General features: G+C 37.2%; 19 protein-coding genes. 16 read left to right on the top strand and 3 right to left on the bottom strand.

What is annotated here, in order from left to right; translation table 11 throughout:
* The first annotated feature begins 28 nt into the window (after positions 1–28).
* From AC3FI7_RS10365 to AC3FI7_RS10320, 10 genes are all read left to right on the top strand, one after another.
* The gene (locus tag AC3FI7_RS10365) at positions 29–1,378 is read left to right on the top strand and encodes an alpha-amylase family glycosyl hydrolase (RefSeq protein ID WP_491461990.1); all 1,350 of its coding nucleotides are present in this window, start codon (positions 29–31) and stop codon (positions 1,376–1,378) included.
* Between the two features lie 152 nt (positions 1,379–1,530).
* Positions 1,531–1,971, top strand: a complete 441-nt coding sequence (locus AC3FI7_RS10360; protein WP_343659331.1) for a hypothetical protein — start codon at positions 1,531–1,533, stop codon at positions 1,969–1,971.
* Between the two features lie 16 nt (positions 1,972–1,987).
* Entirely contained in the window at positions 1,988–2,638 is a 651-nt protein-coding gene (locus AC3FI7_RS10355; RefSeq protein WP_142723138.1) for a hypothetical protein, read from the top strand.
* Positions 2,639–2,776: 138 nt separating this feature from the next.
* Entirely contained in the window at positions 2,777–3,571 is a 795-nt protein-coding gene (locus tag AC3FI7_RS10350; RefSeq protein WP_232721018.1) for a thymidylate synthase, read from the top strand.
* 76 nt (positions 3,572–3,647) lie between these two features.
* Entirely contained in the window at positions 3,648–5,087 is a 1,440-nt protein-coding gene (locus AC3FI7_RS10345; RefSeq protein ID WP_343659329.1) for a hypothetical protein, read from the top strand.
* 143 nt (positions 5,088–5,230) lie between these two features.
* Entirely contained in the window at positions 5,231–5,449 is a 219-nt protein-coding gene (locus tag AC3FI7_RS10340; RefSeq protein WP_142723141.1) for a hypothetical protein, read from the top strand.
* 22 nt (positions 5,450–5,471) lie between these two features.
* Positions 5,472–7,982 carry a M1 family metallopeptidase gene (locus tag AC3FI7_RS10335; RefSeq protein ID WP_491461989.1) on the top strand — a complete coding sequence of 837 codons (2,511 nt, stop codon included), beginning with the start codon at positions 5,472–5,474 and terminating at the stop codon, positions 7,980–7,982.
* Between the two features lie 169 nt (positions 7,983–8,151).
* The gene (locus tag AC3FI7_RS10330; protein ID WP_491461988.1) at positions 8,152–9,477 is read left to right on the top strand and encodes a hydroxymethylglutaryl-CoA synthase family protein; all 1,326 of its coding nucleotides are present in this window, start codon (positions 8,152–8,154) and stop codon (positions 9,475–9,477) included.
* Positions 9,478–10,098: 621 nt separating this feature from the next.
* Complete coding sequence (locus tag AC3FI7_RS10325) at positions 10,099–12,951, top strand: SusC/RagA family TonB-linked outer membrane protein (protein ID WP_343659325.1); 2,853 nt, start codon at positions 10,099–10,101, stop codon at positions 12,949–12,951.
* A gap of 12 nt (positions 12,952–12,963) precedes the next feature.
* Entirely contained in the window at positions 12,964–14,574 is a 1,611-nt protein-coding gene (locus AC3FI7_RS10320) for a RagB/SusD family nutrient uptake outer membrane protein (RefSeq protein WP_343659323.1), read from the top strand.
* 68 nt (positions 14,575–14,642) lie between these two features.
* On the opposite strand, the gene AC3FI7_RS10315 is transcribed toward AC3FI7_RS10320, so the two are convergent.
* Positions 14,643–15,566: an AraC family transcriptional regulator gene (locus AC3FI7_RS10315; protein WP_343659322.1), complete on the bottom strand. Its 924-nt coding sequence runs from the start codon at positions 15,564–15,566 to the stop codon at positions 14,643–14,645.
* Between the two features lie 182 nt (positions 15,567–15,748).
* On the opposite strand from AC3FI7_RS10315, the gene AC3FI7_RS10310 reads away from it, so the two are divergent.
* The 3 genes from AC3FI7_RS10310 to AC3FI7_RS10300 all read left to right on the top strand — a co-directional run bounded on the left by AC3FI7_RS10310 (position 15,749) and on the right by AC3FI7_RS10300 (position 19,030).
* Complete coding sequence (locus tag AC3FI7_RS10310; RefSeq protein ID WP_142723147.1) at positions 15,749–17,278, top strand: aldehyde dehydrogenase family protein; 1,530 nt, start codon at positions 15,749–15,751, stop codon at positions 17,276–17,278.
* Between the two features lie 252 nt (positions 17,279–17,530).
* Positions 17,531–18,565 carry an alcohol dehydrogenase AdhP gene (gene adhP, locus AC3FI7_RS10305; protein WP_142723148.1) on the top strand — a complete coding sequence of 345 codons (1,035 nt, stop codon included), beginning with the start codon at positions 17,531–17,533 and terminating at the stop codon, positions 18,563–18,565.
* A gap of 81 nt (positions 18,566–18,646) precedes the next feature.
* Entirely contained in the window at positions 18,647–19,030 is a 384-nt protein-coding gene (locus AC3FI7_RS10300) for a DUF779 domain-containing protein (RefSeq protein ID WP_491461987.1), read from the top strand.
* 56 nt (positions 19,031–19,086) lie between these two features.
* Here the strand turns inward: AC3FI7_RS10300 and AC3FI7_RS10295 are convergent, their stop codons facing one another.
* Positions 19,087–20,286 carry a dicarboxylate/amino acid:cation symporter gene (locus tag AC3FI7_RS10295; protein WP_142723150.1) on the bottom strand — a complete coding sequence of 400 codons (1,200 nt, stop codon included), beginning with the start codon at positions 20,284–20,286 and terminating at the stop codon, positions 19,087–19,089.
* A gap of 93 nt (positions 20,287–20,379) precedes the next feature.
* Between AC3FI7_RS10295 and AC3FI7_RS10290 the strand changes: the two genes are divergently transcribed.
* From AC3FI7_RS10290 to AC3FI7_RS10280, 3 genes are read left to right on the top strand one after another with little or no spacing between them, the layout of a single operon-like run.
* Positions 20,380–21,294: a DnaJ C-terminal domain-containing protein gene (locus AC3FI7_RS10290; RefSeq protein WP_491461986.1), complete on the top strand. Its 915-nt coding sequence runs from the start codon at positions 20,380–20,382 to the stop codon at positions 21,292–21,294.
* Positions 21,295–21,297: 3 nt separating this feature from the next.
* Positions 21,298–21,600 carry a chaperone modulator CbpM gene (locus AC3FI7_RS10285; protein WP_142723152.1) on the top strand — a complete coding sequence of 101 codons (303 nt, stop codon included), beginning with the start codon at positions 21,298–21,300 and terminating at the stop codon, positions 21,598–21,600.
* Positions 21,601–21,636: 36 nt separating this feature from the next.
* A complete protein-coding gene (locus tag AC3FI7_RS10280) occupies positions 21,637–22,170 on the top strand; it encodes a YcxB family protein (RefSeq protein WP_142723153.1) in 534 nt (177 codons plus the stop codon).
* Positions 22,171–22,247: 77 nt separating this feature from the next.
* Here the strand turns inward: AC3FI7_RS10280 and AC3FI7_RS10275 are convergent, their stop codons facing one another.
* Positions 22,248–23,240 (bottom strand): PLP-dependent cysteine synthase family protein, encoded by a 993-nt coding sequence (locus AC3FI7_RS10275; RefSeq protein WP_491461985.1) that lies wholly within the window; start codon positions 23,238–23,240, stop codon positions 22,248–22,250.
* Positions 23,241–23,376: the final 136 nt, after the last annotated feature.

The following is a 23,376-nucleotide window of genomic DNA, read 5'->3' as shown; positions in this document are numbered from 1 at the left end:
AATCCTTAATTTTGTTAAAAATAGTTTAATGAAAAAATTAATTTTGTTAGCTGTAATTGGTCTGGGAATTGTTTCCTGTACCACTCAAAAAAATACCAGAAGGATGACAGAACTGCCAAAAGATTGGAAACATAACACAAATATCTACGAAGTAAATGTAAGACAATATACTCAGGAAGGAACTTTCAGAGCATTTGCAAAAGAAATGCCCCGCCTGAAATCTATGGGGGTAAAAACACTTTGGTTTATGCCCATTACCCCCATTGCCCAACAGAATAAAAAAGGGAGCCTGGGAAGCCCTTATGCAGCGGCAGATTATACCTCTGTCAATCCGGAATTCGGGACATTACAGGATTTTAAAGATATGGTGAACGAAGCACACAGGTTAGGATTTAAGGTAATTCTTGACTGGGTAGCCAATCACACAGGGTGGGATCATGTATGGACAAAAACTCACCCTGAATTTTATCTGAAAGATGCGGATGGTAAATTTCATATTGCTTCCGGAATGGATGATATCATTGAGCTGGATTATAAAAATCAGGCGATGCGTAAGGCAATGATTGATGCTATGAAATTCTGGGTGCAGGAGACCAATATTGACGGTTTCCGATGTGACCTTGCATCGTGGGTTGAAGTGGACTTCTGGGAACAGGCCCGTCCGGAAGTGGAAAAAATAAAACCTCTTTTCTGGCTGGGAGAATTCGATGAATTGGAAAGTCCGGAATACGGAAAATTTTTCGATGCCAGCTATTCCTGGAAATGGATGCACAAATCTGCTGACTATTATAAAAACAATGAACCTCTTCAGGAATTAAAGGACCTGTTGAGACGATATTCCAATATTGGAGACGCTTCAATGAGAGCATGGTTTACCACCAATCATGATGAAAATTCATGGAATGGTACCGAATATGAAAAATATGGAGTAATCACAAAACCTATGGCCGTATTTTCAGCAACATGGAATGGTGTTCCGTTATTATATTCCGGTCAGGAACTTCCGAATATGAAAAGACTGGAATTCTTCGAAAAAGATGCCATCAAATGGACAAACACTTATCAGGTTGCTGATTTCTATAAAACATTATTAGATTTAAAAGCATCAAATCCGGCGTTAAGGGGAGGAGATACCAATGTGACAACCTATCTTCTTAATACGACAGCAAATGATAAAATTCTGGCCTATGTAAGGAAAAATGGTCAAGATGAAGTTCTGGTCGTTCTGAACCTGTCAAAAGAACCTGTTAATTTTTCCATTGAAGATGAACATGTATCAGGAACATTCAGAAATGTTTTTGATAAAACAAAAAGAGATTTCAATCATGGAAAAGATTTCAGCTTCAAAGTTTCTGATTATGCCGTATTTGAAAAATAAATTTTCCAACCTTAAAGTCCCGTCTGAAAATGTAAATCTTAACAACCAGTCTTCCAGTGCACTCAATTCCCATCCTCTGGAGGGGTGTCAAAATCACAGATTTTGACGGGGTGGTTTATCTGCCGCCTGTCCGCAATAAAAAAGATCATCTAATGAACAAACAGGAAATACTTAATATCATTAAAGCGAAAGCTGCGGAGAAAATCCGGTATTTTGAAAACCTTATTACAGAAACACGCGCGTCCAATAATGACACAAAAAGTTCTATGGGCGACAAATATGAAACCGGAAGAGAAATGCTTCAGCAGGAAATCAATAATCTTCAGCGGCAGCTAAATGAAGTTTTGAACCAGCAGGTTGTATTGCAAAAGATAACTTCAGAGCCCTCTGAGAAAGTTCAGAATGGTGCTTTGGTGAAAACCAATAAAGGCTTATTCTATATTTCTGCTTCCATGGGAGAAATTTTTTCTGAAAATCAGAAGATCATGACGGTTTCTGCAGAATCTCCCTTAGTAAAAGCCATGTTTGGCAAGAAAATGGGAGATCGTTTTACCATCAACAGTATCAATCAGGATATTGAACATATTTGGTAAATCAATATTTAATGATATGAAAATTAAAAATTTACTTCTCTTTGTCTTTTTATTGGGCAGTCTGACCATCAATGCACAGGTTCGTGCTACAGTTTCTGCAAAAACATATGATTTGGAAACGGTAAAACTGACAGTAGATGGTTTTGTAATTACACTGAATGCTGACGGATCAATTTCTGATTTTAATGCTCCTGATCTGAATGGGAAATTTGAGTATTATGATAATCAGGTTTTTGATAAAGCCAAATATGGTAAGCTGAAAAGTATTGGGGATGTCAAAATAGACTACTGGGATGATTCCGCATTTACAGGTGAAAAAGCAGGGAAGCTGAAAAGTATAGGAAATATTTCTATAGACTATTGGGAAGAATCTGCATTTACCACAGAAAAAGCAGGTAAGGTAAAGAAAATAGGTGGTCTCAATATAGATTACTGGCCAAATGATGTGATAGATAACAGCAGGCTGGGTAAACTGAAGACAATAGGAAATATCTCTATTGACTATGGAACAAAAGATATTATTGATGAAAGTAAATTTCAGAAGCTTATAAAATTTGGCCCGGTTAGACTGGATTATTCAAATGATAAATTTATTGATAAAAACAGATATGGCCAGTTAAAATCAATCAATGGAAACAATGAAGAAATCAGCGTTTCTGTATTATAATATTTCAGCTGTTTTAATCGCTTGAAAATATAATGTTTATACTCATTTAATAGAAAAGAGATATGCACCTTATAAAAAGCATCCATAGGTTGGGTGCTTTTTTTTTACTAAATTTGGAACTTAAAATCTCATTCAAAAATGCAAAACTACCTGGACCTTTTACAGCATATTTTAGACAACGGAACTGATAAAACCGATAGAACCGGCACCGGTACAAGGAGCGTGTTCGGGTATCAGTTAAGATATGATCTGTCAAAAGGATTTCCCTTGGTAACTACTAAAAAAGTGCATTTAAAATCTATTATCTATGAATTGCTCTGGTTTCTGAAAGGGGATACCAATATCAAATACCTTAAAGACAATGGAGTAAGTATCTGGGATGAATGGGCGGATGAAAACGGAGATTTGGGGCCGGTTTACGGAGCACAATGGAGAAGCTGGAGCGGAGCGGACGGAAAAGTAGTAGACCAGATCACAGAAGTAATCGATCAGATCAAAAAGAATCCGGATTCCAGAAGACTTATTGTATCAGCATGGAACGTCGCAGAAATTCCCAATATGGCACTGGCGCCTTGTCATGCCTTATTTCAGTTTTATGTAGCGGATGGTAAATTATCCTTACAGCTGTATCAGAGAAGTGCTGATGTTTTTCTTGGGGTACCGTTCAATATCGCGAGTTATGCGTTGCTTTTGATGATGGTAGCACAGGTTTGTGATCTTGAAGTGGGAGATTATGTTCACAGTTTTGGAGACGTTCATATCTATAATAATCATTTTGAGCAGGTAAACAGACAGCTTGCCAGAGAACCAAGAGCACTTCCGACCATGAAACTGAATCCTGATGTTAAAAACATTTTTGATTTCGATTTCGAGGACTTTACCTTAGAAAATTATGATCCACATCCAGGGATTAAAGCTCCTGTAGCCATTTGATATTCTGTAATATCAGTCCAGCTCCTTTAATTTAATTCTATTATTTTTTGATATTAATAGACGATATAATCTGAATATGAAGGTAAAAAACGGCAATAATTATCTTGTATTATTAAATATCCTGATTATTGTTTACAATCTTTATATCAGCCTGACAATTTTTTCAGAAAAAATAATACTGACAGATGATCTGGCAAGAGTATATGAATTAAGGGCTATCTCAGAATCTTATTTCAGTTATATTCATTCCTTTCTGGATTCAGCAACGATGGCTGCAAGACCTGTATCCGGTTGGGTGACGGGAACGTTGTTTTATTTCTCAAAAAATAATGAATCTTTTTATCTTTTAGGGACTCTTTTTTTTCCGCTTTCATTAGTTGTGATATATTGGGTTACTAAAAAAATATTTACAAAAGAGCTGGCCAGTCTGATAACATTATTGTATTCAAGCTCAGTAATGGGAACAAGTATTCAGTTTTCCTCTCTTATGCTTAATTCGAATCTGGCAACAATTTTCTTCGCTTTAAGTATTTATTATGCATACGTGCAGAACAAAATTATACCCAGTGCATTGTGCTTCATAGCCTCTTTACTAAGCTATGAAATTTTTATTCCTTTATTTCTTCTCCATCTTTTTATCATTAAAGAGAATAAGAAGAGGGTTTTGTTTGTTCTGCTTACTATGGGGGTGATAGTACTGTTCAGGAAATTTATTCAGCCCAACTTATTTTTGCATTCTTATCAAAGGGATATACTCAGTAAAATTTTTGATTTAAAACATATTTCATTTTCATTAGTCTGTGCTATAAAGCTATTTTTCAAAGATCTTTTTACAGGCCTCTGTAAAGGATTACTTAACATTGGAAAATTGAATGTAGTGGAAATGGTATTTTCATTGATAATTCCTGTGACTGTTTATAAAGTATTCAGCAAATATGATTTTAAAAGCAGAGTGGGGGAGTTTAAGAAGCTCAGTATCATTTCGGTTATTTCAATATTACTGGCATTAAGTATTTTCTTTTTTTCATCCTATATTCCAACTCTGTTCGGATTTGATAACAGGAATCTTGGAGCAATACGACTTTTCTATACGCTATTTATTATTTCAGGATTAATATATGTATCCGTTAAACTAAAATTACAGAACAGAACAATCTGTGTTTTGTTTACAGGAATTACTTTTATCCTTGTCACAACTAATATAAGTGTGAAAAACTCTTGGATTTATGCCAATCAGTTCAATAAAAAATTATTCAGCAAATTGAATACAGCTCTTCAGCAAAATAATATTAAGAGTGGAAACGTCTGTGTGGAATATGATATGTTTAATGAGCTTAAATCCAATCCCAATCTTACACTAAGGGAACCTCTTTTTTATAATGACTGGGAAGCACCTTTGCTGAGTGAAATGAATGGCATTGATCCACAGAAAATTCATATTTACAACAATGACAAAAAAGTAAATTGTGAAGTGATATTTTATTATCAAAAAGGAAAAATAATCCGTACAAAATAATCCGTACCACAAATTATGCTTATATAAAATATGAATAGGCGTTCTTTCAGTAATTGTTTCTTAAATTTGAAAGAATAACTCCTACATTGAATCTTATGAAAAGATCATGTAGATTACAAATTTCAAATATTCAAAAATAAATCATGAAGTATTTAAAAATCAATATAGAAGAGAATGCTGATATTGAAGCGCTGAAAAATGCTGTACAACAGTTAAAAGGAGTTGCTTCAACAGAAATAGTGGACGAAGAAAACCCTGAAAGCGAGCTCAAAAAAGCCTTTGCTAAAACAAAGGAACAGCTTAAAAAGGGAGATTATGAAACTTTAGTCAATGATATTTTTGATATAATCATTAAAAAATAATTCTAAAAAATAAAGTAGACCGATGAGAAAGGCCATTTTATCAATTGCTATACTTGGAATTTTATTTTCCACTAACGTATCAGCACAAACTGAAACTTCAGGAAGGGAAAAAGTATACAGAGCTACCCATACCAAAGTAACAGAACTCAAGCATACCAAGCTGAAAGTAAATTTCGATTATCAGAAAGAACAGATGAACGGGGAAGAATGGCTTACTGCCTCACCCTATTTTTATCCAGGAAATGAACTTACTCTTGATGCAAAAGGAATGCTGATTCATGAAGTCGCGCTTGACCATAACGGCAAAAAGTCTCCTTTACAATATGAATATAAAAACGATATTTTAAAAATCACTCTGGATAAAACATATCAGAGAAATCAGGATTATACAGTCTATATCAAATATACCGCCCGGCCGAATGAAGTAAAACAGCAGGGAAGTATGGCAATCAATGACGCAAAAGGACTTTATTTTATCAATGCTCAGGGAACAGATCCGGATAAGCCTACACAGATATGGACGCAGGGAGAAACAGAATCTTCATCCGCATGGTTCCCCACGATTGATAAACCCAATCAAAAGACAACACAGGAAATCTATATGACGGTTCCTGATAAATATATTACTCTTTCCAATGGCCTTCTGAAAGAATCCAAAAAAGAATCCAATGGCCTCAGAACCGATCACTGGGTAATGGACAAGAGACATTCTACCTATCTTTTCTTCATGGGAGTAGGAGAATACGCTGTGGTAAAAGATAAATGGAAGAACATTCCGGTTGATTATTATATAGAAAAAGAATATGAGCCGTATGCCAAACAGATTTACGGGAATACCCCGGAAATGATCGATTTTTTCTCCAAAAAACTGAATTATGACTATCCCTGGGCGAAATATGCTCAGATTTCCGGAAGAGATTATGTAAGTGGAGCAATGGAAAATACCACTGCAACACTTCATGGAAGTGATATTCTTCAAAAGCCGGGACAGCTTATTGATGAAAATACATGGGAAGATACCATTGCCCATGAATTGTTTCATCACTGGTTTGGAGATCTGGTGACAGCAGAAAGCTGGAGCAACCTCACCGTTAACGAGTCTTTTGCCAATTATTCCGAATACCTTTGGAATGAATACAAATATGGAAAAGACCAGGCTGATTATCACCTGATGACTGATGTGAATAACTACCTTCATAATCCGTCTGATTTTAATAAAAATCTGGTAAGGTTCAATTATGAATCCCGTGAAGATGTTTTCGATCTGGTAACCTATCAGAAAGGAGGAGGAATTTTAAATATGCTGAGAAACTATCTTGGAGATGATGCTTTTTTTGCAGGAATGAATGACTATCTCAGAACTAACGAATATCAAAACGCAGAGGCCCATCAGCTGAGGCTGTCTTTTGAAAAAGTATCTGGTAAAGATTTAAACTGGTTCTTTAACCAATGGTATTTTGGAAACGGAAATCCGAAAATCAATTACTCATCTACATTTGAGCCTGTGAAAAAACAGGTTGCTGTAACCATTAATCAAACCCAGGAAAAACTGTTTGAATTTCCTCTGGCTATAGACGTTTATGACAATGGAAAATCTAAAAGATACAATGTCTGGGTAAATGCAGAAGCCAAAAATACTTTTAATTTTGATGTCTCCAAGACTCCGGATCTTGTCAATATCAATGCAGATGGCGTTTTACTTGCAGACATTACAGATACCAAAACTCCGGAACAGAATCTGATACAGTTTACAAACTCTAAAGAATTTAAAAGCCGATATCTGGCGTTAAGCGGGATCAAGGATCAAACAGGAAAGAGCTCTGCAGCTGTAAAATTATTAGCCGCTGCACTGAAAGATCCTTTTTTCAGGGTAAGAATAAAAGCTTTGAATTTAATAGACCTTACCAATCCTGAACAAATGAAGGCATTGGGTGCTGAAGTTGAAAAACTGGCTTCCAATGATCCGAAGACATTAACTCAGGCTGCAGCTATTACGGCTTTAGGAAAGACAAAAGACAAGAAGTATCTTCCGTTATTTGAAAAAGGAATGAATGCTGTTTCAAATGCCGTGAGAGGAAGTTCAATGAGCGCAATTCTTACCATCGATCCGTCGAGAGCAAATAGCCTGGCTGATAAAATTGATATGAAAGGAGCTTCAGATGAATTGCAGGCACAACTGCTTCCGATTATTGTGAAGAACAGAATTGTATCCCAGATAGAGAATATTGCTCCTCTTGCCACTTTCTATCCGTTTATTAAATTCCAGAACCCGGAATTGGGAAAAGCAGCAGAAGACGGTTTCAACTGGATTATGACTTCTGATAATCTCAAAGCGACAGAAAGTATCACAAAAATAGCCGGATATGCCAAAAATCAAATGGCAGATAACCCACAGGCTAAAATGATGATGGTTCAAATGCTGAAAGATGGCTTGAGCAAAAAAATGGAATTACTGAAACAGAATCCACAGAACGCAGCAAGCATCAACAAGCAGATTGATGTGATTAATAAAGCCATTGAAAATTATAAATAAAAGAAGGGAGCCGGTAAATTTACCGGCTCCCTTCTTTTTATTGCCGAATACTAAACTGCCAGATTATCATTCAAAATACATTGATTTTTAATGATGTTGTAAAAATCACTACTTTTTAGCACTGTTTTTTGCGTTATCTTTCATAAATTCGTTTAAAATTTAGACAATTATGAGTTTTGGAATTGAAGCAGCGGGCTATTATGTGCCTGGTTTATATTTGGAGATTAAGGATTTAGCGGAAAAAAGGGGAATAGAACCGGCCAAATTGGAAAAAGGCTTGGGTCTTCATAAGATGGGACTTTCTGATGTTCATGAGGACGCTGCTACCTTTGCAGCAGAAGCATTACTGAAGCTTATACAAGATTATCATATTAATCCTAAGGAAATAGCAAGAGTATATCTGGGAACAGAAAGTGCAGTGGATGCTGCAAAACCTACGGCCTCTTATGCTGTACAGATGGTAGAGAAAGTATTGGAAGAAGAGTTTGGGGCAAGATGTTTCAGAAACTGTGATGTACTGGATATGACTTTTGCGTGTGTGGGGGGAGTAGATGCGTTGCACAATGCTCTGGATTTTGTAAGAGTGAATCCTGATAAAAAAGCTGTAGTGATTGCCAGTGATTATGCCAAATACGAGCTGGCTTCTTCAGGCGAATATACACAGGGAGGCGGTGCGGTGGCCCTTTTAATCTCATCAAAACCTGACCTTCTTGAAATCGAAAATAACTGGGGGGTTGCTTCAGAAAGTGTTTTTGATTTTTTCAAACCGAGAAGATCTTATAAGAAAGAGAATCTGAATGGAGCTCCGGAAACGTACCCTGAAAAAATTGAAATCTTTACGGATGAACCTGTTTTTGACGGACAATATTCCAATCAATGCTATCAGGATAGAATAAGAGAAGCTTACAATCATTATAAAGAGATAACAGGAAAGGAAAAACCCTATGAAAACTGGGAGTATATTATTTTCCATCTTCCCTATGCCTTCCATGGGAAAAGAGTCTTTACTGAAATCTACAGTCTGGAGAATAATCTTTCTTATGAAACTGTGGATGAACAGAAATCTGTGGCCAAATCTGAAAGCTACCTTAAATTAATCAATGATAAGATAGAAAAAACGCAGAGAGCGTCATCAGAAATAGGAAATATGTATACAGCTTCTATTTTTATGGCGTTTCTTTCGGCATTACAAACATCTTTTAATGAACATGATGAGCTTTCGGGAAAAGAGATTGGTTTTATAGGCTATGGAAGTGGCTCGAAATCGAAGGTTTTTGCCGGTAAGGTTTCTGCTAACTGGAGAAGCGTAGTAGAAAAATGGAATTTATTTGAAAGCCTGAATAAAAGAACAGCTGTTGATTTTGAAACTTATGAAAAACTTCACAGAAAACAGCTGAATGAATCTGTAAAAAATTATAAGGGTTTTGGGCTTGTATCTGTTGAAGACGAAAATCCTGTATTAATCGGAGCCAGATATTACAGCTACCAGCACTAATTTTATTAAACAATTAATATCGAAAGCATCTCTTATTTGAGGTGCTTTACTTTTTTATAAATATGAAGTTACTGTAAAAATTTATAATGTTTTTATAGTCGAATTATTTTTGACTTTAATGATAAAATGGTTAAAAAAATACAGTAAACATAGATGGAAATCCGATAGGTTTTAACCCAATTTGGAATTAGATATATTAATGATTTTTTAATTTTAATCCCGGCCAGACCATCATAAAACAGGGATTAGTTGTTTGTAATAGCTTTTTTTTATATAAAAATTAAGAAAAAAAACGCTTTTTTTTAGTTTTTTGCTTGAAATTGAGAATTGGTTTTGTTTATATTTTACGTTGGTGTTTTATTTTTAAATTAATTTTTTTAACCTTTTATTTCAAATGTGTGTAAATTGATTTTAATTTTAAAATTTATTAAAATTCCGTTAATGTATAAATTGACTTATTTTTTGTTAATTTTTTTAATACAATTAAAATGATTTCCCATCATTTCTTAAGTATCAATGTGAATATCTCCGTTCTGGAAGCCGGTTTTCAGCGTTTAATGAATTGATGTTACAGATATTTATCGACATATTTGTCGCTTGAATATATTAAAATCTGTTAATATGAATGTGAAATTAAGCGTTTTGACAGTCGGAGTTTTGTTTTTTACAGGACAGACTGTACTAGCTCAGGAAAAGGACTCTAAGAACAGTAAGGACAAGGAGACGAAACTTGAGGAAGTTGTCGTTTTAGGGTATAGCAAAACTGCTACTAAAGCTAAAACTACTACATCTTCAGTAACCGTTGGTTCTGAAACTTTAGAAAACAGACCTAATATCTCGGTACTAAACTCGATTCAGGGTACCGCTCCCGGGATTGTAGTGAATTCGGCATCTGGATCTCCAGGTTCCGGAAAATTCAATATTTTGATCAGAGGTGCCAGCTCCCTTAATGGTTCTACGGATCCTCTTTACGTTGTGGATGGGGTAATTACTTCAGGGTCTCAGTTCAGAAACCTAAACTCTTATGACATTGATACGTTCAGTATCCTGAAAGATGCTCAAGCGACTGCGATCTATGGAAACAGGGCAGCGAATGGAGTTGTTGTAATTACAACAAAAGGGGGAAAATTCAACTCCGGACTGAAAGTTTCTTATGATGCATTAACTTCGTTCAGTAAATTACCTACTTCTGATTATAACATGTCAGATGGTAGACAACTTTTACAGATTCAAAAGAATTTACAAACTGGTAAAGGTGGTAGTTTATCACAACAAGAGATTGATAACTGGGCTACTAACACAGACTGGAATAAGCAATTTACCCGTATTGGAATCTCCCAGCAACACAACCTGTCAATCACAGGTGGTGGAGAAAATATCAATAATTTCTTATCTTTAGGATATCTTGATAGCGAAGGTACTGTAAAATCTACAGACTTCAAGAGATTTACAATGAGAAACAATCTTAATGGTAAGTCAAAGGACGGAAAATTATCTTTTGGGGCTATTATGGGGTTAGGATATTCCAGAAGAAACCAGCTTGATGATGAAACAAATACAGGTATTGCAAACAATACTCTTCAGAATCCATTATTCGGAGGTGTTCTTTCAAGACCGTATATCGGGCCTTCTCCATATGCAAACGGACAGGAGTTATATAATGCTATCGGAGCAGATGCATCAAATAACAGACAATGGATCCTTCAGGATAACATCAATGGAGGAATTAGAAACAGATTTACAGAACTAAGTATCTCTGCCAATGCTAATGTAAATTATAAGATTACAGATTATTTGAGCGTAGGAAACAGAACAGGTATCGAGTACAAACAATACGAAAGAAACTTTGCAAGATCACCACTGGGATATCTTTCAATCAGTGTAGCAAAAGGAGATGGTTCAAAATATGGAGGATTTGAAGACTTCTCAACAACGAGAGATCTGACTTTCAACAGTATTACGAATATTACATTCAATAAATCTTTTGGAGATCATACGATTAGTGCCGGTGCATACTTAGATTATATCAAAGCTCATGTGAGCTCAACAACTCAAAGACAGAATGGTCTGAACCCATTACAATGGGAATTCGGTGCAGGAACCGGTTATATTCCATTTAACCCGGATACTCCAAACATCTACAGACCTTCCAACAGTGCATCAAAAGTAACTGCGGGTACTTTAGCTTATTTTGCAACAGCTGACTATGATTACAAAGATAAATATGGAGTAAGTGGAGTTGTGAGAAGAGATGGTTCTTACCGTTTCCTTCCTACCAACAGATGGGAGACTTTCTGGTCAGTAGCGGCAAGATGGAATATCGATAAAGAAGAATTTATGGCTAATTCCGGATTCAGATTGCTTAAATTAAGAGCTTCAATTGGTACTACAGGTAACCAGAACTTAGGAATTGCAACTGATAATGCTAACCCGTTAGCTCTTCTTCCAAATAACTTCCTTGATCTTTATAATGGTTTCTCAGGATATCAGAACTTATTAGGATATAACTTTGTTAATTTATCAAACCCTTACCTAGAATGGGAGCAGGTAAAACAAAGTAACATTGGATTAGACTTCAACTTTAAAGGACTGATCGAAGGTAGTGTTGATTACTACCAGAAAAGAACATCAAGAATGTTCAATGACCTTCAAAGATCATCTGTTACCGGTTACTACTCAATCAGAGGTAATGACGGTGTTCTAGATAATAAAGGTATTGAAGGGATGATCAGATATAATGTGATCAGAAACGAAAATACAAGATTATCTGTTTTCGCGAATGCAGCATACAACTCTAACAAGATTGTTTCTATGAACAGCGAAAATCTTGCAGGGGACGTAGTAAATGCTATCGGTGGGCCTGCAGGTCAGTATCAGCTATATTCATATGTAGGAGTAAACCGCGATAACGGAAACTTACAGTTCCTTGACAAAAACGGAAACATCACTGAAGCTCCAACATCTGCAGACAGAGTATTGACTGGAAAGTCGCGATATGCTAAGTTTACAGGAGGTTTCGGATTTAATCTACAGCACAAAGGCTGGTTCCTTGATACTTTGTTCTCTTTCCAACAAGGAGGCTGGATTTATGATAATCTACAATCATGGATTATGGACCCAAGTGCTGCGGCAACCAGAAATCTTTCAGCTGATTTACTAAACGCCTGGACTCCTGATAACAGAGATACTGACGTACCTGGATTGAAAGCAAGTAACCTAAGCTTGGGTTCTTCAGACAGATTCTTACACCGATCAGATTTTATCAGACTTAAGAACATTTCTGTAGGATATAACTTCAGCAAAAGTCAGCTAGGTAAATTGCCAGTAAAAGGAATCAAAGTATTTGTTCAGGCGGAGAATCTTTATACATGGACAGATTGGAAAGGGTTTGATCCGGAGCCAATTACTTCGTATTCACTAAATGTTTATCCTAACCCAAAAACCGTATCTGTAGGTTTGAATGTTGATTTTTAATAGAGAAGAATTATGAAAAGATTTATAAATACAATATTAGTTGTAGCAACCTTATCATCTGCGGCATTTACGCTGAACAGCTGTCAGGATGCACTAGATATAAAGCAGCCGGGAGAATTACAGGAACAGGATCTGTATACAAGTGTTGCTAATTTAGGTGAAGTTTTAAATGGATCCGTTTATGCTCAGTTAGATCCGATTGATGAGGTTTACTTCACAGCTGTTTTTACAGATGAAGTAAAGCCTGGATCTGGTAGTGGAGGACAGGAATATTCTCTACACAGATTTTTTCTTGATCCATCCAGTGCTGTTGTAACAGGAGGAACTGTAAGTACAGCTTCAAGTGACGGAATCTGGATGAATAATTATAAAGTAATTAACAGAGTTAACAGACTTCTTGAAGGAGCAAAAAATATTACGCCTTCTAATGCAAAAGAACAAGCGCAATACAATGCGATTCTTGCCCAGGCAAGAGCAATCAGAGCGTATTGCTATGTACAGTTAGAAGCTTATTTTTCTTCTGATATGAAGGATCCTAATGCATTAGGAGTGATTCTTCTAAAAGATGTTCCTGCTACAGATGCTCAGTTACCAAGAGCTAAGAATCAGGAGGTGTATGATTTCATCAATGCTGATTTGGATTACGCAAGAAGTATTTTATTATATCCAGGTCAAACAGGATATCCTTCCGAAGGAAGATATTTGACAGATAAAATTTTTGTAAACGCTGTTTCTGCACGTTTTAATTTGTATAGAGGAAATACTGCTTTAGCGAAACAATACGCACAGGAAGTAATAACAAATTCAACTCTATCATTAACTCAGGCAACTCCATCTACTGTTAATGATTTTACTGTTGGGTCTGATGATTGGAATGCCGCATTTTATGGTGTAGCAGGTTCTTTCAATCCATATAGAAACCTTTGGAATGATTCTTCAAGAGGAGAAATTATCTTCTCTCTAAACAGACTTCCTCTAGGTGCCGGAGGGGCAATTGGCTCAAGATGGAATACAAACCAGTCAAACATCACAGGTTCTCCAATGTGGTTCTGGGGAAGAAACTTATATAATTTATTCAAGAGTACTCCAGGAGATATCAGAAGGTATGCTTATGTAGATCCTACATCTAAAGAAAATCCTAACTATGCGAGTGCTACGGCAGGAAATACCAGAAATGATGCATTAGTTATTGACAAATACCCAGGTAAAACAAGTACAGCTACAAGAAACGACGTAAAAGTCTTCAGGTTATCGGAAATGTACTTCATCTTGGCAGAAGCCGAGGTAGCAGCAGGAAATCTTACAGTAGCTCATGATTTGATTCAGCAGGTAAGAGCAGCAAGAAATTATCTTGGAACAGCAACAACACCTGCTTATACATCTGCACAGTTTGCTTATGCTGATATTCTGAAAGAGCGCAGAATTGAATTGGCACTTGAAGGCCACCGTTTCATCGACTTGAAGAGACTTGCTGTATTAGCTAATGTAAGCATGGACAGAAACCCTACGGATGATATTATCGATGTGAAAAATCTTCCAAATGGTGATTACAGATATACATTACCTATTCCAATCAGAGAAATCTCTGCAAACCCGAACGTTAAGCAGAATGACAAGTATTAAGATTTAATTTTAATATATTTTTTAAGAAGAGTCCCAGAAATGGGGCTCTTTTTTATTTCATTACTGAACTATCTTACCACCATCCTATCCTGGTAGCTTTTCGGAGTTACTCCCTCCAGTTGCTTAAATACTCTGGTGAAATAATTCGTATCTGAAAACCCTGTCTGAAAAGCGGTTTCCTTGATGCTGGTCTGGCTGGCTAATAATTCTTTCGCCCGGTTAATTCTTTCCTGTAAAATAAAATCATTTGGAGAGGTTCCCAACTCATCTTTGAACATTTTAAAGAAGTTCGACTTGCTTACGTAGGCAAGCTTGGCAATACTGTCAATCGACAATTTCTGATGCAGATTACGTTTAATATAATCTACCACAAATCCTATCCTGGATTTATTCTTGGCAATATTCTTTTCTACCATACTTCTTGCCTGGGTCTGCATGAGTCTGATCAGAAGTTCCTTCAGGGCAAAGTCTGCCATGATATCCTTTTGAGAGTTATCATCCATCGCAATTCTCATAATATTGTTAGTAGCAGAAGCGAGGGCTTTATTATTAAAAAGAAAATACTCATCCAGCTGAATATTCCATTGTGAGGCTTCGTCCACTTTGGGAAGATGATAATTCAGATAGTTGAGAGAATCCTCAATAAAATCAGGATTAAGACTTAAAGAAATACACTGTGTAGGAGTTTCATCCGCCTCCGGAAAGTCAATCACCATGGTTTCCCCCGGTGCTACCAGAATGCTTTCCCCTGGATAATAATCAAAATAATTGGTTTTATTATCAAGTTTCATGTGCTTCTTCCCTCTCAGCATCGCTGTAAATGCAATATTTTCGAAATGCAGTTTTACATCATAAGCAGCCTTATGGGTTTCGTAAATATTAAATTCACAATTGTTTAGATTGAACTTCGTCTGGTTTTCAACAAGACTCAATAGTTGGTTTTCCTTACGTAATTCAGGAGTATTTAATAAAATCTTACTATTGTTATTCATTTCTAAATTTTTTTCAAAAGGAGGTAACTCAAATATAGAAAATTTGACTGTATGTTGCTGTTAATAAAATACTAAAATTCAACTCACTGCACTATTTTACACTTTTTTTGTACGATTGTGCTATACTCTTTTTGGCTTCTCAGTGTAATTTGGCATTAACGAAAAAATAAAAACAAACTAATATGAGCACTATTACAGAACCAAGATCAACGACTCTATTACAGCGTCCTCAGTTTAAAAACAGATATGATAACTATATCGACGGAAAATTCACCCCACCTGTTAAAGGCCAGTATTTTGATGTAGTCTCTCCGGTAGATGGGAAAAATTTCACTCAGGTGGCCCACTCTTCCAAAGAAGATTTGGAATTGGCGGTAGATGCTGCTGAAAAAGCATTTCAGACATGGAAAAATACTTCCTCTACAGAAAGAAGCATTATTCTGAACAAAATTGCAGACAGGATAGAACAGAACCTTGAATACCTCGCAACGGTCGAAACTATTGATAACGGTAAAGCTGTAAGAGAAACTCTGGCAGCAGACTTACCTCTGGCTATTGATCATTTCAGATATTTTGCATCCGTTATCCGCGCCGAAGAAGGATCTCATAACGAACTGGATAAAGATACTGTGTCGCTGATCGTTCATGAACCCCTTGGAGTAATCGCGCAGATTATCCCGTGGAACTTCCCGATACTTATGGCGGTCTGGAAGCTTGCTCCGGCATTGGCGGCTGGTAACTGTGTTGTTTTAAAACCGGCAGAAAGTACCCCTGTCTCCATTATGGTTTTAATGGAACTTATCGGAGATCTTTTACCGGCAGGCGTTGTTAATATTGTCAACGGATTTGGAGCAGAACTCGGAAGAGCCCTGGTGACCAATCCGAAAGTTGCCAAAGCAGCATTTACAGGATCTACCGCAACAGGACGTCTGGTGATGCAGTATGCAACAGAAAACATCATTCCGGTTACCCTGGAATTGGGAGGAAAGTCACCCAATGTTTTCTTCAACTCAGTAATGGATGCAGATGATGAATTTTTAGATAAAGCGATAGAAGGAGCTGTTCTTTTTGCCCTTAATCAGGGAGAAATCTGTACATGCCCTTCACGGTTACTGGTTCAGGAAGGTATTGCTGATGCCTTTATTGAAAGAGTGATTGAAAGAGTAAAAGCGATCAAAGTAGGAAATCCATTGGACAAAACCGTGATGATGGGTGCTCAGGCTTCACAGATTCAGAAAGATAAAATCCTTTCCTATATCCAGCTGGGAAAAGAAGAAGGAGCAGAAGTGCTGGTGGGAGGTGATGTCAATCATCTGGGAGAAGATCTGGAAGACGGATACTACATTCAGCCTACCATCTTCAAAGGAAATAACAGAATGAGAATCTTCCAGGAAGAAATTTTTGGTCCCGTCCTGGCATTTACTACTTTTAAAGACGAGGAAGAAGCTGTGAAAATTGCCAATGATACCATCTACGGACTGGGAGCAGGAGTATGGACAAGAGATGCGCATCAGCTGTACAATATTCCGCGTCAGATTGAAGCAGGAAGAGTATGGGTGAACCAGTATCATTCTTACCCTGCAGGAGCACCTTTCGGAGGCTACAAACAGTCAGGAATCGGAAGAGAAAATCATAAAATGATGCTCGACCATTACCGTCAAACTAAAAACATGCTGATTTCTTATAACAAGAATAAGTTAGGCTTTTTTTAATATTATTTAGGACGTGCCCGATTGCCTTGGCTTTTCCCAGGGCAAAACGGTCGGGCTATGCAGGGCTGCACTTCGTTTCGGTGCTCCATTTCATTCCGCACCGGCTCGTTCCTCGCCGCCCTTACTATCCCTCACGCAGGAAATATCAGTATTTTGATATGATATTAACTCTCAAAAGAAATTCACTGAAGCAGTTCAGCTGTAGAGATAAAAACTAATACAAAAAAATAAACTCAATCCAAAAAATAAAATATGATCCCAAAAACAATGAAAGCGGCGGTAGTACAAGGCTACGGTCAGCCTCTGAAAATAGAAGAAGTACCTGTAAGAGAACCCGGAAGATATGAAGTCCTTGTCAAAGTAATTGCCTGTGGTGTCTGCCATACAGACCTGCATGCTGTAGATGGCGACTGGCCGGCAAAGCCGAAAATGCCTCTTATCCCCGGACATGAAGGTGTAGGTATTGTGGTGGCCTGTGGACCTGAAGCTTTTGTAAAAGAAGGAGATGCGGTAGGAGTTCCTTGGCTGTATAGTGCATGCGGATGCTGTGATTACTGTATTACCGGATGGGAAACCCTTTGTGAAGCACAGAAAAACGGAGGGTATAGCGTAGATGGCGGATTTGCAGAGTATGTTATTGCAGATTCGAGATATGTGGGACACCTGAAACCGGATGTTAACTTTCTGGAGATTGCCCCTATTTTATGCGCCGGAGTAACGGTTTATAAAGGATTAAAAGAAACAGAAACAAAACCTGGGGAATGGGTTGCCATTTCGGGAATCGGAGGGCTGGGACACGTGGCTGTTCAATATGCAAAAGCAATGGGAATGCATGTTGCTGCCATTGATGTAGCAGATGATAAACTTGAGCTGGCAAAAAAATTGGGAGCCGATCTTGTAGTCAATGCAAAAAACACAGATCCTGGAGAATATTTGCATAAAGAAGTCGGCGGAATGCACGGCGCATTGATTACAGCAGTTTCGCCTATTGCTTTCAAACAGGGAATAGATGTACTGAGAAGAAAGGGAACCATTGCTTTGAATGGCCTTCCTCCCGGATCTTTCGAGCTGCCCATTTTTGAAACGGTTTTAAAGAGGATTACAGTAAGAGGTTCTATAGTAGGAACCAGAAAAGATTTACAGGAAGCATTGGATTTTGCCAATGAAGGATTGGTAAAAGCGACGGTTACTCCTGCAAAGCTTGAAGACATCAATGATGTCTTCGATAAAATGAAAAAAGGTCAGATTGACGGCAGAATCGTTTTGGATATTGCCGGCTCAAATTAAATGAAGATGTGTTGTGGATCCCGGTTAATTATTTTACCGGGATTTTTTATACTTCAGGTAATATCAGGTTAAATATTAAGAATGGAAACAAAAATATCAAGACTTTCAGCAACAGAACAGGCGCTTGAAGTAATCCGTAAACTGGAAGATCAATATGGACCTCTGATGTTTTATCAGGCAGGAGGATGCTGTGAAGGAACACAGCCGCAGTGTTTTGAAAAAGGAGGATTTTTTCCCCGAATGAATGATGCCATGATCGGTACCGTCAACGGACATGAGTTCTGGATAGACCGGGATCTTTTTGAGTACTGGAAATATTCACACTTTAAACTCGATGTGACAGATGGTTTCGGACCCGGAGGATTCTCCCTGGAAACCCCTTTAGGAAAAACCTTTAAAGTTCATTACAGGCTTTTCACTCCTGAAGAATATGAAAATCTGGAGCCGGTAAAACGTAGCGAATAAAAGTCATTAGTCAAACAGTTTTGTAAAGAAGTGTTTACAGCCACGGTATTCATCAGTCAGACCTTTACAAACCGGCTGACAAACATGGCGGCAACGATGTCTCCTACAGCATTCAGTACTGTTGCTAAAGGATCTACCAAAGTTCCGATGATCATCACAGCAGGAATAGCCTCCTGAGGTAATTTATAAACAGAGATCATCAGCATTTCCCCAATATATCCTCCATTAGGAATACCTCCAGCCACAATACTCACAAAGACTGTAATTCCCAAAGCTAAAAGAAGGTTGGCAGGATCAAAGAAATCTCTTCCGATAATCAGGAAAGCTACATAGATCTTGATGATAGATGACATGGAAGACCCGTTTTTATGCAGCGTAGTACCAATGGGAATCACCAGGTTGGCAATAGAATTCGGTATCCCGATTTTTGATGCAGCCTGTAAATTGGCGGGCATTGTTGCAAAGCTGCTGCATGTACTTATAGCAGTTAATGTAGGATATATAGCATTGGTCCAGAAACTTTTCACCCCCTTCTGTCCATTCGCCATAAAAGCATAAATAGAGAAGAACACAAGGAAGTAAATAACTCCTGCAACATAATATAATCCTAAGGGTTTGGCATAAAACCCAAAAAGCTGTGGCCCTAAAGTGGCAACCTGATAAGCAAAATAAGCTCCAAGACCAATCGGAGCAAGTTTCATAACCAGCAAAAGAAGTTCTTTCATTACTTCATATCCTGAAGCGATAAAAACTCTGAAAGGCTGACCTTTTTCTCCTGTTTTTCTTGCTGCAAATCCTGTCAGAAATGCAAATACCAGAAGAGCCAGCATATTTCTTCTCGAGAAAAGCTCTGTAAATTCCCCTACCGTAAAAAAGCTTACAATTCTGTTGCCCCATGTATCTTCATGAGCTGCTTCGGAAATAATCTCAGAACTTCCGGAGATTCCAGATACCGGAAACAGGTATACTGCGCAAATGGTAAAAATAGCAGCCGTGAGAATGAAAAATAAAAAGGTAAGTGCCATAACCAGGATGATCCTTCCAAATTTAGACTGCTGCTCGAGTGATGCGATAGAATTGGATACCGCAAAAAATACCAAAGGAACTACACTCACAAAAAGCAGATTAAGAAAAATATCTCCTAAAGGTTTTATGTATTCCACAAAACCGGGCGCAACAATTCCAATGATGCTTCCAACAATGATCCCTAAAAGTAAAAACAGGATTCCGGAGTAGTTTTTCAATACATCTTTCATGTATAGCATTTTATCAAAGATAGGTTTATTTTTAACATTCTGTTATACAATTTTCAAACCTAAATTTCATAAATTTGAGTAAACCTCATTTCTATGGCTTATATAGATTATTATAAAATTTTAGGCGTAGATAAAAACGCAACACAGGATGATATCAAAAAGGCCTACCGGAAACTGGCCAGAAAACATCATCCTGATTTAAATCCCGGCGATAAAGAAGCAGAGAAGAAATTCAAAGAGCTGAATGAAGCCAATGAAGTCCTCAGTAATCCTGAAAACCGTGCCAAATATGATAAGTACGGAGAACACTGGAAGCATGGCGAAGAATACGAAAAAGCCCAACAGCAACAACAAAGACAGTATCAGCAGCAAAGCTACAACGGAGGATTTTCCGGTACGGATTTTGGCGAAGGAGAAGATTTTTCAGATTTCTTCCAGAGCATGTTTGGTGGAGCCGGCGGAGGATTTGGCAAGAGTTCAAGAGGAAGGGCTTCCGGAAAATTTAAAGGACAGGATATACAGGCTGAACTGAATTTAAGCTTAAGAGATGCCGCAACCACTCATCAGCAGACTTTTGATATCAACGGCAAAAAAGTTAGGATCACCATTCCGGCAGGGGTATATGACGGACAGCAGATCAAACTGAAAGGACATGGAAATTCCGGCGTAAACGGAGGACCTAACGGAGACCTGTATATTACCTTCAATATCCCGGCAGATCCGGATTTTGAAAGAATAGGGGATGATCTGAAAACAAAGGTTGTGATCGATTTGTACACCGCCGTTTTAGGTGGAGATGTAAAAGTGAATACGCTTACGGGCAATGTCAATCTTAAAGTAAAACCGGAAACCCAAAACGGAATTACCGTAAGATTGAAAGGAAAAGGTTTTCCTGTCTATAAAAAAGAAGGTGAACATGGAGATCTTTTTGTAACCTATGAAGTGAAACTGCCAACGAACCTTACTGAAAAGCAGAAAGAACTTTTTGAACAACTAAAAAATTCATAAGCTATGAGTGAAAGAATATCACGGGAAGAACTCGTAAAAATATATAATATAGAAGTCACTTTTTTTGATGAACTTGTAGATTATGGGCTGCTGAACATTCAGATTGAAAATAATATTCATTACCTGATGTATGAAGACCTTCCTGATCTGGAAAAATTTGCCAACTGGTATTATGATCTTGAAATAAATCTTCCCGGTCTTGAAGTGATTTATAATATGCTGAAAAAGCTGGATGCTCTGAACCGCAGAAACAGAGAACTGATGAATAAACTTTCTGCAATAAATGATCAATATGAAGATAATTAATGTAGTTTTGTAGCTTTTAAAGCAAATTCTACAATTATGAATGAAGAAAAGGTGATTACCCTAAAACCAGACAGAAAGATTTTTGAAGCTATTTATTTTAGTGGTAATCAGGGCAGTTTGCTTTTTTCACCGACAACAAAAGGTAAGACCATTACGACCATGGCAGCAGCTGTGATCGTATTTACTGTATTTCTTTTAAAAGATTATTTGACTAAAGAAAGTGCGGGGATTTTATATTTTTTAAGCTTTATATTTTTGCTTTGTGCAGTTTTTCTTTCAGTAAGTGTTAACAAAGTTTCAAGATGGAAGAAACAGGTCAATCATTATTTAAATCGACTGGAAAAATGCAAAGTGTATGAAATCCGGTTTGATAAGAACTTTTTTACAGTAAATATTGATGGGGAAAAAGAAACAAGTGAATGGAAAGATTTTGAGTATTTTGACAGTACTCAGGATTTCATTTCCCTTGAGGGAAAATACAGCTATATGTTTCCCAGGAAAGCAATGAGCGAAAGAGAATACAGTCTTCTCAAAAATACATTGAAAGAGAAAGTAAATGTCAACCCATAAAATAAAAACGGAGCAAAATTATTTTGCTCCGTTTTTATTATTTATAAATTAACTTTTTTACCTTTTAGCAATTTTGCTTATTTACTTTCTTCCAGCCATCCCATTTCCTTCATCCACTCGTCATTGTAGATTTTTCCTACATATCTTGAACCGTGGTCATGAAGTAAAACTACAATTACATCATCTTTAGTGAACTGATCTTTCATCTGAATCAGTGATGCAATGGCACTTCCTGCAGAATATCCACAGAAAATTCCTTCTTCTTTAGCCAGTTTTCTTGCATAGATAGCACCGTCCTTATCCGTTACTTTTTCAAAATGATCAATGACAGACATATCATAATTTTCAGGAATGATATCTTCCCCGATTCCTTCTGTAATATAAGTGTATGCGTGATCATAATGCAGTTCACCTGTTTCGTGGAATTCCTTCAGAATAGAACCATAAGTGTCAACCCCGATAACTTTAATCTCCGGATTTTTTTCTTTGAAGAAGCTTCCGCATCCGGTAATTGTACCTCCTGTTCCGGCTCCTACTACAAAGTGAGTCAGTTTTCCTTCTGTCTGCTCCCAGATTTCCGGTGCTGTAGACTCATAATGAGCCGCTCTGTTGGAAAGGTTGTCATACTGGTTGACATACCATCCGTTTTCTGTTTCTTTAGCCAGTCTTTTTGAAACTGAATAATAAGAACGCGGATCTGTAGGTTTTACGTCAGTAGGACAAACAATTACTTCTGCACCTACAGCACGAAGAATATCACATTTTTCTTTTGATTGTTTTGAGTTGGTAACAAAAATACATTTGTAACCTTTGATGATTGCTGCCAATGCCAGTCCCATTCCTGTATTTCCGGAAGTTCCTTCAATAATGGTTCCTCCAGGTTTTAATCTGCCGTCTTTTTCAGCATCTTCTATCATTTTAAGAGCCATTCTGTCCTTCACTGAGTTTCCGGGATTGAAGGTCTCTACTTTTGCCAATACTAATGCCGGGAAATCTTCACCTAATACTTTGTTAAGCTTTACCAGCGGTGTGTTACCTATCGTTTCAAGGATATTTTTTGCGTATTTCATAAATGTTTTATAAGCAGTGCAAAGATAATGCTTTTAAAATTATCTGCGCTGTGGATAACATGTGGATAAGTTGTGGATAAAACTGAAATTACCTGAAAGACAATGAATAACTTTCTATTATCTATTATCTATTATC

The organism is Chryseobacterium sp. TQ-BC-N36, assembly GCF_058382295.1.
The sequence above is the reverse complement of the archived record's forward strand: the minus strand, read 5'-3'. Positions and strand labels throughout refer to the sequence as shown.